Origin of the sequence: Acinetobacter sp. YH12039 (assembly GCF_013420015.1) — a bacterium.
Classification (GTDB): domain Bacteria; phylum Pseudomonadota; class Gammaproteobacteria; order Pseudomonadales; family Moraxellaceae; genus Acinetobacter; species Acinetobacter amyesii.
Genome location: NZ_VOZA01000031.1, coordinates 1 through 18062, shown reverse-complemented (window position 1 = coordinate 18062; position 18062 = coordinate 1). Strand labels below are relative to the sequence as shown.

Annotated in this window: 13 protein-coding genes and 1 pseudogene; 10 read left to right on the top strand and 4 right to left on the bottom strand. The window is 37.5% G+C overall.

Annotated features, from left to right (window positions below):
- Positions 1 to 366: 366 nt before the first annotated feature.
- On the top strand, positions 367 to 1599 hold the full coding sequence (locus FTT98_RS12440) for an ATP-binding protein (RefSeq protein WP_096911334.1): 1233 nt from the start codon (positions 367 to 369) through the stop codon (positions 1597 to 1599).
- Positions 1600 to 1870: 271 nt separating this feature from the next.
- Here FTT98_RS12440 and FTT98_RS12435 read toward each other — a convergent pair.
- Positions 1871 to 2032: pseudogene (locus FTT98_RS12435) on the bottom strand (DUF4236 domain-containing protein); the annotation flags it as partial.
- 15 nt (positions 2033 to 2047) lie between these two features.
- Here FTT98_RS12435 and FTT98_RS12430 point away from each other — a divergent pair.
- Entirely contained in the window at positions 2048 to 2209 is a 162-nt protein-coding gene (locus FTT98_RS12430) for a hypothetical protein (RefSeq protein WP_180041968.1), read from the top strand.
- Between the two features lie 42 nt (positions 2210 to 2251).
- Here FTT98_RS12430 and FTT98_RS12425 read toward each other — a convergent pair whose 3' ends face one another.
- Positions 2252 to 2434 carry a hypothetical protein gene (locus tag FTT98_RS12425; protein ID WP_180035932.1) on the bottom strand — a complete coding sequence of 61 codons (183 nt, stop codon included), beginning with the start codon at positions 2432 to 2434 and terminating at the stop codon, positions 2252 to 2254.
- A gap of 512 nt (positions 2435 to 2946) precedes the next feature.
- Entirely contained in the window at positions 2947 to 3696 is a 750-nt protein-coding gene (locus FTT98_RS12420) for a metallophosphoesterase (protein ID WP_180035931.1), read from the bottom strand.
- Between the two features lie 581 nt (positions 3697 to 4277).
- Here FTT98_RS12420 and FTT98_RS12415 point away from each other — a divergent pair.
- Entirely contained in the window at positions 4278 to 5912 is a 1635-nt protein-coding gene (locus FTT98_RS12415; protein WP_180177421.1) for an HNH endonuclease, read from the top strand.
- Between the two features lie 120 nt (positions 5913 to 6032).
- Here FTT98_RS12415 and FTT98_RS12410 read toward each other — a convergent pair whose 3' ends face one another.
- On the bottom strand, positions 6033 to 6560 hold the full coding sequence (locus FTT98_RS12410; protein ID WP_171406929.1) for a hypothetical protein: 528 nt from the start codon (positions 6558 to 6560) through the stop codon (positions 6033 to 6035).
- 134 nt (positions 6561 to 6694) lie between these two features.
- On the opposite strand from FTT98_RS12410, the gene FTT98_RS12405 reads away from it, so the two are divergent.
- From FTT98_RS12405 to FTT98_RS12375, 7 genes are all read left to right on the top strand, one after another.
- Positions 6695 to 7279, top strand: coding sequence for a class I SAM-dependent methyltransferase (locus FTT98_RS12405; protein ID WP_180035929.1), 585 nt, complete (start codon positions 6695 to 6697; stop codon positions 7277 to 7279).
- Positions 7280 to 7490: 211 nt separating this feature from the next.
- Positions 7491 to 11066 carry a hypothetical protein gene (locus tag FTT98_RS12400; protein ID WP_180177420.1) on the top strand — a complete coding sequence of 1192 codons (3576 nt, stop codon included), beginning with the start codon at positions 7491 to 7493 and terminating at the stop codon, positions 11064 to 11066.
- A 5-nt stretch (positions 11067 to 11071) separates the two neighbouring features.
- The gene (locus FTT98_RS12395; RefSeq protein ID WP_180177419.1) at positions 11072 to 15055 is read left to right on the top strand and encodes a hypothetical protein; all 3984 of its coding nucleotides are present in this window, start codon (positions 11072 to 11074) and stop codon (positions 15053 to 15055) included.
- Between the two features lie 35 nt (positions 15056 to 15090).
- Complete coding sequence (locus FTT98_RS12390; RefSeq protein ID WP_373685137.1) at positions 15091 to 16092, top strand: HNH endonuclease domain-containing protein; 1002 nt, start codon at positions 15091 to 15093, stop codon at positions 16090 to 16092.
- 48 nt (positions 16093 to 16140) lie between these two features.
- Positions 16141 to 17124: a competence protein CoiA family protein gene (locus FTT98_RS12385; protein WP_257230215.1), complete on the top strand. Its 984-nt coding sequence runs from the start codon at positions 16141 to 16143 to the stop codon at positions 17122 to 17124.
- A gap of 231 nt (positions 17125 to 17355) precedes the next feature.
- Complete coding sequence (locus tag FTT98_RS12380) at positions 17356 to 17559, top strand: hypothetical protein (RefSeq protein WP_180177418.1); 204 nt, start codon at positions 17356 to 17358, stop codon at positions 17557 to 17559.
- 82 nt (positions 17560 to 17641) lie between these two features.
- Positions 17642 to 18025: a transposase gene (locus FTT98_RS12375; RefSeq protein WP_180025687.1), complete on the top strand. Its 384-nt coding sequence runs from the start codon at positions 17642 to 17644 to the stop codon at positions 18023 to 18025.
- Positions 18026 to 18062 lie beyond the last annotated feature (37 nt).

The window sequence follows — 18062 nt, the reverse complement described above, 5'->3', positions numbered from 1 at the left end:
TTTTTTGATCAAAAATTGTATAGATGCTCTAAAATAAACCTTTTAGCATTTCATAAGCAATTAGGATTAAGGCTGAGACCATCAGCACAACAAAAATGAGTTCCACTCTAGTTAACATCTTAGTTCCATTTACTTTTCACTTAATTTATATAGCAGTTAACTCGTAGCATCAATGAAATAACATGACATGGAAAATAATCAAAAAGACAGAATTTGGATTTTGATCAGATCTACTGTTTGCATGCTTCAACAGTAGCTTTGAATGTTTCACTTAAACTTTAAATTTTTTTTAAAATTGAATATTTTTACATCTAGGTTCTAAACTTTGATAGAATTAATTAAAACTTTAGATTTCAAGTGTAAACAATGAGAAGCGCTAATATTCGACGTGATGGCTACTTAAAATTTCTGAATACATGGCAAAACCGTGATGTCATTAAAGTACTTTCAGGTGTGCGTCGCTCTGGAAAATCCACCTTATTGGCGATGTTTCAACAAGACCTAAAAGCACAGGGTGTACAAGCCGAAAACATCATTGCCATCAACTTCGAATTTATGGAATTTGAAGAACTCACCGATTACCGTAAACTACATGATTATGTATTGTCCAAAGTTGATAAAAGTAAAAAAAACTATGTTTTTTTAGATGAAATACAACATGTTACAAATTTTGAGAAAGTAGTCGACTCTTTATATGTTCGGGATTATATCGATTTATATATTACAGGTTCAAATGCATTCTTTCTAAGTGGAGAACTTGCGACGTTACTCACAGGACGCTATATCGAGCAACATGTTTTACCCTTGTCATTCCAAGAGTTTAAACAGTGGCATATTGAAAATAATCCGATCATCCAACAATTATCCAATCGTGATTTGTATGCCATGTACACGCGCAGTAGTTTCCCCTATACGCTTGCCATGACCAGCCAGCAGGAAACCTATGATTACTTGCAAGCGGTCTATGCCAGTGTAATGTTTAAAGATGTTATTCCCCGTTTGAATACGGCCGATATTAACTCTCTCGAGCGTGTCGCAAGATATTTGGCAAGCGTGACAGGCTCACCCATTTCCATCAATAAAATTAAAAATACCTTTGTTTCAAGTGGGGTTAAAATCTCATTTGAAACAGTAAAACGCTATATTCAGGGCTTACAGGACAGTTTGTTATTTTATAGTGCCGCACAATTTAAAGTACGCGGGCGTGAGTTATTACAATCCTCTGAAAAATACTATTTAGTTGATGTCGGATTGCGCCGGATTATGTTGCCTGATGCTAATGCTGATCAAGGTCATATCTTAGAAAATGTAATTTATCTTGAGCTTGTCAGACGAGGTTATACGGTCTATGTAGGGCGGGTTGATGAATATGAAATTGATTTTGTTGCTGTCGATACTTTACAGAATTTAACTTATTATCAGGTGGCATTAGAAACGCTCAATGAGGAGACACTCAGCCGAGAGTTACGTCCATTACAGAAAATTTCTGATTCGTATCCCAAGTATTTGCTTACCTTAGACACGATAGGGACTGAAGCGAATTATAATGGTATTGTAAAAATGAGTGCTCTCGATTGGTTGCTATCTGAAAATAAGTAAAGTTGAGGGTAGACATGGATACTCTTATTTATTAATTAAAAATCAAAGACTTTTCAGCATCATTCAAGAATGTATTCAAGCATAATTTCTGCTCCAATTGTGATGGATCGATTTACCTCGATTCGATTGAGTCAGACCCTCATGATTGAGCCAGAGTCGCTTACTGAAAGTAGCGAGAATTGCGCTGGAGTTTCTGAAGGATATTAATTCCTTAGTTTGCCCATTCATCCATGTGGGCATTTTTTTTGATCAAAATACAATGCTGTTCTTGCTAAAAAATGACGGCACCTACAATAAAACACAATATTCCAAAAATAATCCAAGGCCAGATCTTTGTCTTCGGTTGTTCTAAATTCTGAGGATTATATTCCGTGTGTTCTAGCGATGTCGGTTGTGGAACACGGGTCTTTTTAGAGTAAGGCTGGTGTTTAGAGAGAGGTGGTTCCACTTGTTTGAGTCTATTGTTCAATCCAGCTTATCTTCTACAAGCGATAGTAGATATCCTGCATGTGATGAATTATCAATGGAAACGGATGATAGAGATGTGTTGAAAGAAACTGCTGAAGCTATGTACGCATTTACAGGTGATACAATTTGGTTAAGCTTTTAAATATAAAATTCAAGCGCTTTATATCGTTTCAATGAGCAGAGTTCAAAATTGCTTGAGTACGTCATCAATTGATATTTCCTCTTCTACATAGAAAACACCATTTTGGTCTGCTTTCATTTTTTTAATAGTATTACCTTGGATTTTATGGATATCGAGTAGATCTTTAAGTATTTGATCTGCAATTTTATTCTTCCAATCATTTTCAGGATCTAAAGGAATCGACATGAGTTTCTCCTAGTTCGGATGTGGTATAAATTTCATTATCAGTATCACAGAAAATTTGAAATAAATTGATGTAGTGGAAAAAGTGGCCAAATATAGGTATGAACATTTAAACGTGGATAATGAGCTTTATTTATAGGCAAGCTTTTGTAGTTCATCTCTATGTTGATGAATTACACGTTTTAAATGATGTAGTACAATACGTTGTGTTGCTTGACTGTTGTCAAATGCCATAGGTATAACTTCAATAATTGGGCGTGATCTTTGTTCAATATTTTTAAAATCGATCGGTCTTCTCATTTTGCCATAAAACTTTATTGGTGTTATGTAATTTTATACTAATTCTAACTATGAGCTAAAGCTTAAAAGTCCTAACAGCACTATTGAGTACCAAAAAACATGTGACGACACTTATTTTAGGTTTTGATAGGACTAATGCTTCATCATTAATATTGCAGACAATTTTAAAATCGAGTTATCTGATGCTTTAAAAAGGTTTCAGAAAAAATATCTATTTAAACTTCGATGATCAAATTTTCTCTAAACCCATTTTTACCTTGCTCTGGTGGATAACCCAAAGGATTGATCACTAATCTACATCCATCGACTACAGTATCCACTGATGTATGCGTATGTCCTGCAATCCATAACTTAAACCCTTTTACATCTAGGTCATTAATAAAATAGGGATTGAGGGCTGATGCAACAGGGTGCGTACCCCAATATGGATCAAGACAAGCTAAATGAGGTGGAAAATGCGTAATAACGATCACATGATCTTGCCCTCTAAACTGCAAAATATTTTGATGATATTTGTTAAATAGTTTTATGTAGTCATCGGCGGTTATAGGTCTATTTTCATTGCTAATCATGATTTGATCAAAATCATAAATCGATTGTTCAGCATCTTTTTGGGACTGTAAAAGCACCTCAGGAGATATAAGTGGAGAATTGGAGCGAAAGTTCGTAAACAGCGTGCCACCTACAAATATTTTATCTTGAATTTTGATATGGTTGTCATCAAGTAGTGCATTTTTTGGGTAGTTTTCTTTCAAGAAATTCACGACTGAACTGTAGTTAGAGCTGTAGTAATCATGATTACCTAAAACAAAGATAAATTTTTTATTCAGAGATTTACATTTTTCGGCAAACTCAATTGCACCACTTAAGCGATTAGAAAAATCGCCAGCGTGAATAATGACATCAGCTTGCTCTGATATTGAATATTTAGAATTGTGAGTATCCGATAAAATTTGCAGTTTCAATCTACTTCCTTTATTAAATCACGCTGCTTAAATATATAGAGTTTCATTGCGATTAGTTTACAGCAACTAAATATTGTAGAAATTATAAGATACTTATCTGTATTCTTAAGCCTCTAAAAATATAGGTAATTATTTTTGAATCAATTGATTAAATATTGATCATAAAATTTGACCAATTGAATTTATGCACATAAGATAAAGATGTTACAGCAAAATCTGTGACCAGGCGTGGAAACCTGTTACTCAACGAACTAAAGAGTCGCTTTTAGTGGCTCTTTTGTGTCTACATGGCGCTTTTATGGTAAGCCAGGTAGGGCAGTCTTTGACTGGCCGTTTCGTTGAGCGGTATTTCCACACCCTATTTGGTTTGCCTCCATCTCGTGGAAAAGATGTTGGCAAACGACAATCTATCAACGAGGTTTAAAATGCATCTTTATATTATTTCTATCTGTTTTTTCTCTAGCAAAAAGATACTTCTGAGTTGATGAGTTTTTAATTCATTTATCACTGATTTTAATTTTAATTACTTCTAATTTCGTAATCTCACGAGATCTAGAGAAGTATTGCCTAGAGAAAATAAAATGGCTCGTACTAAGCTTTTAACCAATATTATTCAAAGAAAAATGATGCTGCTTGACGAAATGTCGCACTCAAATCTGCACCATAACTTTGAAATATCACTTTATGACTTCGCCAACCATGAGGTCCTAGAAAAACTATATAAAGCAGACAATCAACGCTCCACAGAGTGTTGGAGCCCTGCTGAAATTCAGGAGTTTATTCTAAACTGTTTGAATGATCGTAATGTCAATTTATGCGTTCGCTATTGGAAAGATGCTGCTGGTAATATTTATATCATCGATGGTGGGCACAGGATTTCAATTATCTATGCTTGGATCAAAAGATACTTTATTGATGAGCAAGTAGCAGGAGCCCCAAAATTCACGGCACCACAAAAACGAGATATTCGTCAGATTCGTAATCGATTAGGTGGATTAGCTGATTTTCAAGAGTTATGTAACGATTCTGAGTTTCAGCAAAAATTAAAATCAACCAAAATTAATTTTATTGAAGTCATTGGGACACCTGAGGAAGCTCGAAAAGCCTTTTGTTCAATCAATTCGGATACGAAGCGATTAGATCCAGATGAAGAATATCATTTACAGAATAGGGGGAGTGATGCTTTTTATGTGATTTATGCGTGTTGTTATATAAACGATAATAAATCCAACTTGGCTGAACTGAATTACGATCGGATAAATGAAGTGATTACTTTGGGTGAGCAAATTCATGATCATCTTTTTAAGATAATACTTTTAGAGCCGGATTTAACACACGGTAAAAAAATCGGCTTGGTCAATGAACTCCTGAATATCATGTTTGGTGATACTAGTCAGAATACTGTGAGTATAGACCAAGGTCAGCGTGTAGAAAATTTAATGCTAAAACTTAGAGTTGTGCTGTGTCGTATCGCTACACCAGCAATTAGTATTCGGATTCCAAGTCTGGGCTTACACCCAAAACTATATTTTTATAAAGATAATCGTTTTCAAGTGACATCCTTTTTGGCCTGGTTCTCTATCGTCTGTGAAATTCAAGAAGACTGTTTTGAAATACAGAATAAAAAGATAGATTTTATTGGATTTACTCGAGCACGCCGTGGTGTTGAAAGTTTAATTGAAAAAATTCCTGTGGCGATCAAAGAAACTGTCGGTAAGTTTGGTAGCGGGATCAGATCACATGAGCGATTGAAAAACGTCTATCAAGCATTTATCTGTATTGGACTCAATATGGATTTAGATTTCGAAGATGAAGTTTGTTTGAACACCGTCATTCTTTCGATGAGTCAATCATTTGATTATATTAATTTTAATGATTTTTACCTTGAACGTTTTGGTGGTGATTATGATGAGACCATTGTGGATGATGTTGTGAGCTTTGTGAAATCAGTAAGACTAACAAAGAAGAAAAAACCTCTAAATTTTTCACTCGCGACCAAAAGAAATCTTTATCAACGTGAGGAAAGGAAAACATGGAGCTATTGCGAAGTATGTGATAGCGCTCTATACCTTGAATCGACTGAAGTAGATCATCGAGAATCGAAAGCAGAAGGTGGTTACGGTGTTTTAGAAAATGGAGCAATTATTCACCCGATATGTAATCGTTTTAAGTCAGATCGTGCTTTGGAAGAAGTAAGAGCAGATTTATTTGACTAAAAAGATAAGGGAGCAAATGCTCCCTTATTTTTTTGTTTTTTAGTAGACTGGGGTCAGTGTTTAGCCTAAGTGCAAAATCAATAAGTATTTGGACACCCATTCTTCTTTAAGTTGGACACTTTAATAAACGTATTCATTAATTTTGCAGTGTTCCTCAGTTGGTAATGTGAATACCATGCCACTCACCAACGAGCTAATACGATTACTTTCAGCCTTACGTTGCTTGGTATTCACCGACAGGGCATAAATGATCATTGTGTCCCGATACATTTTTTCAGGCTCAACTTTATAGTCAATTTCCGCAGCACAAACCATTTTTCTACTAACTTCGTGTGACGCTCTACGATAGACCTCACGATCATCACTAGCCAAAGTCAGCTTTCTTCGTAATTCTTGTGCATACTGCATATATACGCTAACAAATTCAGGGTTATTCCCATATTTGAGCTTTATGTATCCCTCAATATCATCACGCACACCATTACTATTTGCATCAATCCCACCAATGGTTTTTGTTTTATCTTCATTTTTTAGGAATTTTGATGTTCTCACTTCTTTTAGTGAATTCTGAATACTTGGATTAAGAAGCGAGGAACAGGCCATCAAAAGTATACTTAAGCAACTCACTGCAATAACCGCTTTTTTCATAGGAATCATTTTACTTTTTTCTTTTAAATTTCGTTTTAGATGCAAAGAGTGTCCAATTAAAAGAAGAATCTGTATCCAGTACGATATACTATTAAGTGTCCAATTGGGCAAGAATATGCACCTAAGCAACCAATATGAAAACAATAGACTATTACAACCAATACGCAGATCAATTTTTACAAGCCACGTTGTATGTGGATATGGAAAGCCTATACCAACCATTTTTAGCTGAGTTGCCAGATTCAGCACGCATCCTGGATTTAGGCTGTGGCTCAGGGCGTGACACTTTGGCTTTTAAAAATAAAGGCTATCAAGTTGATGCTATCGACTATTCTGAAGTATTGGTCGAACGAGCGAGCCAACTGACCGGTATCGCTGTTCAGCAGCAAAGTTTTTATGAGCTTGATATGCACGATGTTTATGATGGGGTATGGGCATGTGCCTCTTTACTACATTGTGCTCGTAATAGACTCCCTGATGTTTTAAAACGTATTCATGCTGCATTACGCCGTGGGGGTGTTTGTTATATGTCATTTAAATACGGCACAATAGACCGAGTAAAAGATGGTAGAGCATTTACCGATTTAGATGAAGAACAAGCTAAAGAATTACTAGATCAGTTGGATAGGGTTACTGTATTAAAACAATGGATTACTGTAGATAAGCGTCCTGATCGTAATGAGGAATGGCTCAATCTGCTTTGGAAAAAACATGCTTAATTTTATTCCCACTGCACAAGAACAACTCAAATTTCTAAAGAATATTCAGCTGATTTTACAGTCAGTGTAGAGTGAAGAAAAAAATTTAATATAAGGCTTATATTTACATTCTTAATTGAAAAAAATATGATCAAAGTTCAGACAGAGGATTTTGATATTTAATAAATATAAAAATACCTCTTAGTGCCAACTTTGTCATGGATAAAACTTAATGCAATTAAATAACAATGGTTCTAGTACTGAACTAAGTACACTCGCACCTAAAATAATTCTTTCCCCTTTATTAAAAGCCATGGTGGGGACTCTTAAAAACCATCAATCAGATCATTTCTTCAATTATTATGGGCCTTCTCATAATCTGCATTTTGATGCGACCGCTTTTGTGTCTGCAGTATTTAAGCAGATCGGGACTAAAAACGATTCAAAGCCAATTTATAACATCATCAAAGATATTCAATTATTACCTGAAGATTCAAAACTCAGAATAAGCACTTTATTTGATAAGGAATCTGAAGCTAAAACTGCCCAGACCTATCGTGATTTAGACCAAGTGATGTCTGAAATTGTTCAGCAAGTACTTCAAAATGCTCCGACAGGTATGGCACTAAATTCTCTCAACCAATTCTTAGGCGATCTCAAATATTCTGATCCAGTGATTGCCAAAAATTCTCAGTATCCTATGCAAGTCAAAGGACAATCTAAAGTAGCTTCTTTGCAATATACAAACGACTTAAAAGCAAAAGATGGCGAATTACGACTTTTCACTGTTACTGAAGAAATCAGCAAACCTCAATGGGTGAAAGAGGTTTGCGAGGCAATCAAAGCCATTGTGAAGCAGTCCTACCCAGCTGGTGAAAAGATGCCATTAGAGGTTGCTGAACGTATGCAGGAAATTCTTGATGATGAATGTTCTGCTGAAAATAATGATATCCAAAATCTACTTCATTTCGTAGAAATCAAAGCACTATCACGAGCTCGTATCCGAAATTGCTTCAAAATTATGGAAATCATTGCGGATCACATTGATAAGACTGAGCGTAACGATTTCAAGCGTGAGTCCGCTGTTTCCTATATCCGTAAAGCAATTGCTTTCTTTCAGATTTTTGGTAATCGAATTGCTCCATGGAATGAGGAAACAACGGAAACCATTAAGGACTATGGTATTGACTTTGGTGCTATCTATGGAGCTGTAGGTAAAGTTGATTTTAATGGTTTGCTGGCCTATGTTGGAGCAACAGATGCTTTGCCAATCTGGGTAAAACCAAAAATTGAAATGAATGATATTCGTCATGAGGATAAGGAAGGGCTATCTCTAAAACGTGAAGTCACTTATGCCTTTCGGGTGAATGGGGAGTTTGTTAAAGAGGAAAAAGTAAGTTCATTTAACTCTAAGTTGCAGATCAATTATAAGACAAGCAAATGCAACCGTTCGGGTGCAGATACTATGCTGACTGCTTATGAAGCTCGTCTGCATACTATCAATAAAGCATTGCTGCTGAAGGATATTGTTGATGATAAAGGTCAGCCGATTTCTGAAGAACGATTAAGCAAAGAGTGCTCAGATCGCGTTGCTCAAGTAGAGATGTTCCAGCTCATTATGATGTACTTCGTCCTATCTGGGGCAGACATGAAGATTTCAGATTTTGAAGGGGCATTCAATAAACTGGTTGATGCATTCAAGAATCCTCAAAAAATACGACTTAACCTTACTCGTATCTTAGACGAAAAGCTCAATACCGAAAAAATGCATGAGCGAATGGAGGTGATCACGTCTACGATCACTACAGCGCTAAAAGCGAATCTGGATTCCATCATTAGTGAGATGGAAAAGGATAGTAGTCTTAAAACTGTACTCTACATCCTTCCAAGTATTGTGAATCTAGATGTATTCAAGAGTTCAATTGGTGAAGATGCGGAACAGTTCTTTAGTATATTTAAGGGTAAAGAATCGAACTTTTACAGCTACATCTCGATAGTGGATGCTAGCCGTAAAAAGTTGGCGAAAATGAGCCAAGACGAAATCATTCGAAAGAATGATTATGCTCGTAAAGCCCTAAGCGAGATTGAGTTTAATTCCACACTGAAAATTCGAACGTTGGTACCGATTGAGAATCCTAATACCGACCTAGATCAATTTGATGTCGCTCGTAATCTGAATATTCCTTGTTTACCAGTATTGATGGTGCCGACCAACAAGAAGGTCAGCGACAATGGGCTGCCACATTTTTATCATCCTGAGAGCTTAAGTTATGACAACTTGTTATCTAAATACAAGGTCATGATTCATTATTCATCTAAGCTATTTCGATTGAGTGACTTAAAAGGCGGCCATGCTCAATTATGTTTGGATGAAAAAGAAAATGCTTTGATCATCAGTACGTCATGTTTTTCGATTGCGATTCATCTATTCCTTAAACATCTGATTAAAGAAGTAAAAAATCAACTGGGTATCGAAGAGCGCTTATATGTACCTGTAATGCGAATTGACTCAGTTGATGAACATGAGAATGAAGAAAAAGCCCAATTTCAAAGGAAATCAAAAAAGATCCAAAAAGGTGGGTTTAATCCTGAGTGTAAACGAGCGTATGCCACCGCTTATACCCTTGAGAAGTTGCTGAACAATGATGATGCTATTGTGAAGGTACAGGGCCTTAAGTATCAACCAGATTCTATGCCTTATGGTAATCAAAATGGTGAGCGAGTTTGTGCCCCGGTGAATCTCGCTATGGATAAAACAGTGACTTACCGTATTCAGGCTGCAATTGAAGCACTGTCAGGATATTCAGAAATCATCATCCCATTTGAGGGCACTAAGGACAAAATTGCCTGTATTAGTTATAACTCTCGACCTGAGAATGATGTGGAATTTAAGTATCAGCATCAGAAGGATTTGCTACTTCTTAAACCAGATTATGGCTACATCTGCTACGTCTATACACTTGAGCGTATCAACGATAAACAGGGTCGCTTATCACTACAGAAGGTCAGTCATGCCCCAGTTGCTGAAGACAATCTGAGAACAAGTAAGGCGATGCACCGTATCATCGAAAAACTGCAGTCAGATGGTTTTGAAGATGTTGTATTGCTTTCACACCATTTTGCACAGCGTAAGATCGGTAAGACTGAAACCAGCAACTTGATTCATGAAAGTGAAAGTGCTTTGGATCAACTTGATCAGTTGTTCCCGAATATGAATTTCTATCCATTCCAGTCTGATACGATCCCAGCACTGAGCTTAAAAACTAGTGATAACAGTCGTGTCTATGAGGTACCGCACCATCAGTACCATACTGCGATCATCAATCAAAAAGAATATAAACAATCCTTGTCCGTATATAGCTTTGCGACTAAACGTACTGTGGGTGTTCGTACTCAGAATGGTATTTGCTCGTATTTCTATATGCTAACCAGTCAGGAGCATTCGATTCATAACGATAAGCGAATTAGATTGCACAGTAAAATTATTGATGTGAATGATTCCAATGAAATGAAATCAATTCGCTCTGTATTGCGTGGTCTGCATTACTTTGAGTCTGAACGTCCTACAGCTGGCAAAAACTTCACTCCGGTACTTGAGCCTTCCCATATTCGTGGCACTACTGGCATTCAAGAGCTTGGTGAAGTCATAGTGTCGAGTCGTCTAAATAAAGGCGAAGTCGTCATGAGTCTGCCAGCCTTAATCGGCAAGCTCGAAGAATACGTTATTCTGATGAATGAAGACTTGATTGAGCCAATCGAGCCGTCTCCAGAGGGAGCTGAAGAAATTTTAGCGACTGATGTGGAGTAAGCGCCGTGGTGAACAATGAAGCCAAAGTTTGGGGCGAGGTTTATGAGATCGCTGTTAAACGTGGTTCGATTATGGCTTTGCTTGATACAAAGCTATTATCAGCCAGCCATCCTGTAGTAGCAGAATGGAATAGTAAACAGATTGCTGATGTCTTTCAGGAAATGAAGGAAGCGCTATATAGCGATGTCATTAATGCCGCTATCCATGAAAATATCGAAAGCTATTTTCAGCAATTGATAAAAACTGGATTCGGGCATGGTTATACCAATACTCGTGAGTTTCTAAGAAAGATCAAGCCAAAAGGTATTGCAAGGGCTAAAACGGCGAATGCAAGACCAAATTGGAGCTTATCTGGCATCTGGTGTCCACTGACAATGCCAAATGATATAACCCAGACCATTGTAGATGACTACACAACTGAGGAAGAACATATTGCTATTAAAGCCTTCAAGGAGAAGGCGTTGGAAACATGGAATCAACAATTCAGTCTTACCCACGCTAAAATGTTTGGTAAGGGTATGTTTGGTCGTGCTGATTTCTTGGCGGTAATCAAAGTCAAAGCCAACTATCATGTGCTGGTTCAGGAATATTCATTATTTTACGTTTTAGGTGAACCAGAACAATTCAAAGCCAAGGATTCTTGTACCTATTTGCAAGAGTACAAGCGTTACATCAAACATTCTGAATCGCAAAGTGTTTTCTCATACGTGAATGCAGAAGCTCAAGAGATCCCATTTAAGTTCTCAAAAAAACTACGTGAATACTTGAGAGCCTATGTCCGTAAGGAAAAAGTCCTATTTAAGATGGCGCAAGGCTGTTCGTATGCAACCACTTTTGTTGATTCTTTTAAATGGAAGTTTGAACAAGATGACATGCCAAATATTCGTCTGAGTGTGATGGCGATCACCAGCCGGGGAAGTGAATACATTTCTGCTGAATTTTCGGATAAAGATAAATCTCCAGAGCTGGAAATTATGTATCAGCTGGGCAAGGAGTATCAGGATAACGTTCTGAGTCTGGACGATATGGATGAACGCACGAAACTGCAAGTTGAGATTCTGAATTATCTGGTGAATGAACCTGTAAAAAACATCTCGGAAATCGTGTCCAAAAATATTAGCGATATCTCCTACGGTCAGGATCTTACTTTCACTATTACTGAGAGGCTTAAGGATTTTGTGAATCCTAACCAGCCACTGGCTTTAGAGTGGGTTTTTGACTTGATAGATCGGCAAGTCGATGACGAAGACCATAACCAAAAACTTAAAGATATGGTGCGGGCTGAGTTTAAAACAATTCGTAAGGGAAAAATTGAGAATAAAACTTCATTCACCTTACGTGATTTGCATAAATGCGCCGTAGTACTGGCATTGAAGGAAAGTAAACAAGGTCGGGTGAATTTCATTTGTTTGACTGGTACGCCGGGGATTGGGAAAACATCGAGCGTTAAGACCTTATTGGCAGATTTGGAAGGCTTTTTCTTCTTTTATACCAGTCCACGAGTGTTGATTAACGATGATGTGGTCAGTGATTTATCTAAAATATCAGCTACGATTACCAGTAACAGTGATGTGGTGACACAGGCACAGCAAATCTATTCGAAGATTCACAATACGGATTGTAAGGTGAATGCGCGTGGTGCCGCTATTGTGGGTGGTGTTGAAGATATGAAGATAGATCATGGCTCAAGTGTTCTATTGTTCAAACAAGATGAATACCGAAAGCTCAAAGACCTGGAACAGAATGCAAATGCCAATAGACGCTATGCCAATACTTCAGAATCTAAAATTACGGCAACCAATAAGAAGTTTGCCAGAGTGTTTGATTCATTAGGGGAAGCGACACAGCAATTACTTGTATTCCATCCAGAGCTCAATAAGCTGACGATGACTGTAGCAAGTCAGGCATTCATGCCATATAACACCACACCAGCTGGACCACGAAACCCAAGGGAAAACCAAAATAAAACTGTGGCAGCTTCCAGTTTGGATGGGCTGGAAAAAATGTTCCAATACAAAATCGATAAGAAGCCGACAGAGGCCAAAATCGAACGGAGAGAGTTTGCCAAAAAGTTCCCTAACATTGTGGTGATGTTTGATGAAATTACAGGGGATTCAGGTACACGTACTTTTATCAATGAGATGCTGAAATTCCTTTCCAAAAACTTCATTGAACCGTTTCAAGATAATTCACCATTTACCGTGACTGTGATTCTTGCTGATGCATCCCTCAGTAATGTGAATGCAATCCAGAACTATATGAAGAAACAGGACCAGTTACCAGCAAAAATGTTCATCTCTCCATCTTTGGGTAATTTCCCATTCAAGATGCAGACTGCAGATCTGGATGATGGTAACTGTGTTCGTTCTAGTATCCATATCATGGCGAACTGTTACCCGGCAAGTGATCTTAAAATCCAATATATGCTCAAGCAATACGCCGTAGTCCCTGAAACAGATGATTTTGGATTGGATAAGAACCTGACTCATCTATTTCGCCAGAAAGCTGGGGAAAGGACTCAACAGACTGCTATCGAGCTTATTCAAAAGAATCTTGAAGATGGTAAAAAGCAAGTTATCTACTTTGCCCAGGATAAAAATGCATTGGCTGCACTCAGAGATGCATTAGTCGATGAAGGAGTGGTTGAACGCTCTAAGATAGGCATTTTTGATAGCCAGTTAATGGGATACCACCGTACAGAATTGCTGGATCGCAAAGAGACATTGCAAGTCGTACTGATTACTTCGACTGCGGCTAGGGGGATTTCATTCCCGAACTGTGATTCAATCATTGCTGCCATGCCTCGTTTCGCAATTGAAGCCTCTTTAATGGAAATCGCCCAGCTTGTTTACCGGGGACGTGGTGGATATTTGGATAAAGAGAAAAATGAGTGGGTCAACGGCGATGAACGCGATCGTCTGCTGACGATTCTAGTAGAAGATTTCTACTTAGTATCTAATGATGAAACTCAGACAGAGCTTGAATATAAAGTTAAGAGCTCATTGGATATGCTCTCAATTTTCATGCTTATTCGTGGGACTTTATATACTCGTATCACTGGGGATGCTGGCTTCAAAAAAACTCAGATCGCCATGATCCCAATTGGTGAGGTGAAGGATAAGGCCAGTGATAAACCGGGACTGGCTTCTTTGATCAGGGATTTCATGAAGGACGTGAATAGTGTTCTTTATAAGATTGCTGCAACCGAGGGTGAATTGGTTGGAAGGCTTAAGGCTGTAGTAGAGAAGGCTCAAACGGTTTACTCAGCAAATAAGCTCAGTTCTACCTATAGCACTAAGACCAACAAATACCGAAGTTTTTACACACCTGCATTAACGCCTGAGTTAAAAGAACTTCAGTTCTACGAGAAATGGTGCCGGGACCAGCATTCGCTTAAGTCCAGATTACTCACTATTAGCGATCAAGAAGATGCTTTGACCATTCCTGAAAATATCTATATCTGTGGGCCTATGATCATGGAAGATCGCTCAAACTTCGGTAACAAGGAGTCGTTTGATATTGCCAATGACAATCTCTCACAAGATTCTTTAAGGAAGTTCCTAAATGAGTTAATCGCCCTTCAGATGGCATTCCCTCAGTTGAATGCCTATAAGAACATTCAAAAGCATATCAGGGAGATCACGAATATGATTTCTTCTGTTCTGGAATCAGAAACAGATAGCTATACGAAGGAAGTTGAGCAACAGGGAATGATGCGTAAGCTCTGGGTGACGTACCCGGTAGCGGCAAACGAGCTGGTTAAACTTCAGGACAAGAGCTTTGATAAAGAGTGGTTTGATGCATTGAGCTTTGACCTGAGAGTGAGAAATGCAGAGTTTCCAGTGATGCCAGAATATCGAGATCATCCATTTCGTGGTACTCAGCAATTATCAGGGCATCCAGTGTTTGAAAGGTTATTCGAGCAGACAAATTTCATGCTTTGTCGTGAATTAAACTTGGTGAATACTTTGACTATGTTTAATGAATGATCCGAATTATATTATCTATTTAGTAGAGGATTAATGTGCATATACCTGCTGCACAAGAACAACTTAAATTCTTAAAAAATATTCAGCTGATTTTACAGTCGGGTAGTTTTAGTAGCACCTATAAATTTGCGTTGCTGATTAGCCTAAGCCGATTAGCTATTGAAAAAGGTAAAGATTCAGGTGAGAGTCTATCACTCGAATATACGGATATTGCTGAGAAGTTTATCGAGCTATATTGGAAGCAGGCTGTACCGTATGTATTTAACGATGCAGGACAACTGATTTTAAATCAGAACAATGGTAAGCAAGCTGCCATTGTAAATCGAATCATTGGGCTTCGTCAGAGTTACTCATCCCTTGGCCTGTTAAGACGAGATTCATTGGTGTGGTTGAAGCTAGTTAAAGATGTCGCTCGCACTGTAAAAGACATGCCAGTCCGTTATCTGCAAAACATCAATGGACAAAACTTTGAGTTTCTATACCGGCTTGAGCAATCAGGGAAGCAATTAATTTTATTACCGCAAGTCATGTATTGCTTACGACAATTTAGTGAAATTATTGAAGAACTCTGTCAGAAGCGCTGGATTGATTATATTCGTAGAAATAGTAGTAATGCCGAGATTTTGAATAAGTTACCAAACCTTGAGCAATTTATGTTTGAGCCGAGCCGAAATCAGCTTAATGCAGTTGCTACAGTATTGGTAGAGATGCAGGAGTGCAGATGCTTTTACTGTAATAAGGAAATGAAAAAGAATAATTACGCCGTTGATCATTTCATTCCATGGTCTATGTATCCCTCAGATACAGGTCATAACTTCGTGTTGGCAGATTCAAGCTGTAATTCTAAGAAAAGTAATCTACTCGCATCTGATGAGTTTTTGCATAAATGGCAGGAGCGAAATGAAGAGCAGAATTTGATTATTGTGGATCGGATATCAGTGCTCGGTTTTTTGACGGATAAAGAGCGGTCGCATAAGGTGGCTGAGTGGGCTTATGCACAGGGAAAAGAAAATAATTATTTGATGTGGACGGGTTAAATTTATAAGGAAGTGAAATGGCACGTTATCAATATGCAAAAAATGAACATGGTTGACATTGTCAAAGCAGTTGATTTAGTCGGACAAGAAGAAAAATCTGAATACATTTGCCTGGGCTGTGACAATCCTTTAATTGCTAAGGTGAATGGCAAAATCAAGAAACCTCATTTTGCCCATAAAACTGTACTAGAGTGCAATGGTGAAACTTACTTACACCGTTTGGGTAAACGTGCTTTTTTTGAAACATATCAAAAATGTTTAGCTGAAAATGAACCATTTTACATTACTTTTCATGTGCCTAAGAAATGCCAAAAATTTAAAAGAACCATTCGAAAACATTGTGATCTTGGTTATACAGAGAAATGCTTTGATCTCACAAATTATTTTTCACAAATACAAGTTGAAAAAAGGCACGATCAGTTTATTCCAGACCTATTGTTAACCCGTCAAAATAATGCCGAAGATTGTATTTATATTGAAATTGCTGTGACTCATTTTTTGAGTGAGAAAAAAGAAAGCTCAGGCAAACGAATTATTGAAATACCATTAGCTTGCGAAGAGGATGTCGAAAAAATATATAGGGCAGATTTGAAGCCAAGCGATGCTCTCTTTTTGGGATTCAATCAAGAAAGTGCTCCCATAGTTGATGCTGATTGTAAATGTATGCACAAACGGTATTTTTTATTTCTTGTTTGGGATTCAGGTAAGGCTTGGCTAGGTTTGGAATATTTAGCAGATATAAAAGCTAAGTTATCGAAGTATCAAGATAAAATTGAATATAGCAATATTATTGAAACTGATTTGGAATTTGAGAACTCAAATGTACTGATGGGTTATGCACATGGGGATATGTTTATTTCACAGTTAAAACTTGCGGTTGAAAAGAAAGTACCTGTGAAAAGTTGTTTCTTGTGTAAATATAGTGGGGATAATTATAACTATACAGAAGGTTTACCTATCTATTGCAAAGCAAAAAAGAAAGCATGTAATTCAAATCAGGCTGCGGAATGTGATTGGTATCGTTTGGCTTGATATAAAAATAGGTAAGGTGATATTTGTTTAATTTTTATCCTGAATTGTTGGGTTTCCGGCAAAATCAAAAAAATACTTCTTCCATAATGAATCTATCAGCTCGAAGTGAAGCTGAATTTACATGAATGCAGGAGAAACATAATGAGTAAAGCTGGCTGGCCAAGTACAACAGGGAATCCTTCAGGCGGTGGTCGTGATAATAATCCACCACGGAAGTAAGGAGTTTTTTAGATGAGTCTTCATATCCAGATTTCAGGATTAAATGGTCAAGGACTGTATAGCCCGAACTCAATTAATGAAATGGAAACGCTAATAGGAGGCAAAGTTGTTCTTTTGAAAGAACCAAAGCCTCAGTTAGGGCTTGGTGGAATAGTGAATGTTTTTAGAACAGCAAAAGTGCTTAATATACATTTAGATATAGGTGATAAAGAGTAAGCGTCCGCTGAACACACCTTATGAATTCATCCTATAAGCCTTAATTTAGTCCCCACTTAAAAACAAGTGGGGACTTAAATTTATGACTACAAATAATCAGACATCCATCGCATCTCTTGCGAAAAAACGAAGAACATACAGTGCTGAATTTAAACAGCAGATCGTTCAGGCTTGTAAAGCACCAGACGTTTCAATTGCTTCAGTCGCTTTGCAACATGGATTGAATACAAATCTTGTATCCAAATGGATTCGCTTAATTGATGCTAAGCTAGGGAGTAATCGCTCACCACTACCGAATAAACCTGCATTTATTGCCTTATCTTGCTCTGCACCATTAGATCCTACTCCTACTGACATGTTAACGGTTCAAATTACCTTACCCCACTCAAAAGCAGAAATTGGCTTGAAATGGCAAGTATCAGAAATATCTGCTTTAGCAGAATTACTCAAGGCACTTGCAACATGATCCGCATTGATGAAATCTGGTTGTCTACTCAGCCCAT

What these genes read in the sequence shown, in the direction of transcription:
- FTT98_RS12415 (WP_180177421.1), top strand. Translation starts at nt 4,278, where the DNA reads ATGGCTCGTACTAAGCTTTTAACCAATATTATTCAAAGAAAAATGATG.
- FTT98_RS12440 (WP_096911334.1), top strand. Translation starts at nt 367, where the DNA reads ATGAGAAGCGCTAATATTCGACGTGATGGCTACTTAAAATTTCTGAAT.
- FTT98_RS12400 (WP_180177420.1), top strand. Translation starts at nt 7,491, where the DNA reads ATGCAATTAAATAACAATGGTTCTAGTACTGAACTAAGTACACTCGCA.
- FTT98_RS12375 (WP_180025687.1), top strand. Translation starts at nt 17,642, where the DNA reads ATGACTACAAATAATCAGACATCCATCGCATCTCTTGCGAAAAAACGA.
- FTT98_RS12380 (WP_180177418.1), top strand. Translation starts at nt 17,356, where the DNA reads ATGAGTCTTCATATCCAGATTTCAGGATTAAATGGTCAAGGACTGTAT.
- FTT98_RS12425 (WP_180035932.1), bottom strand. Translation starts at nt 2,434, where the DNA reads ATGTCGATTCCTTTAGATCCTGAAAATGATTGGAAGAATAAAATTGCA.
- FTT98_RS12405 (WP_180035929.1), top strand. Translation starts at nt 6,695, where the DNA reads ATGAAAACAATAGACTATTACAACCAATACGCAGATCAATTTTTACAA.
- FTT98_RS12410 (WP_171406929.1), bottom strand. Translation starts at nt 6,560, where the DNA reads ATGAAAAAAGCGGTTATTGCAGTGAGTTGCTTAAGTATACTTTTGATG.
- FTT98_RS12385 (WP_257230215.1), top strand. Translation starts at nt 16,141, where the DNA reads ATGGTTGACATTGTCAAAGCAGTTGATTTAGTCGGACAAGAAGAAAAA.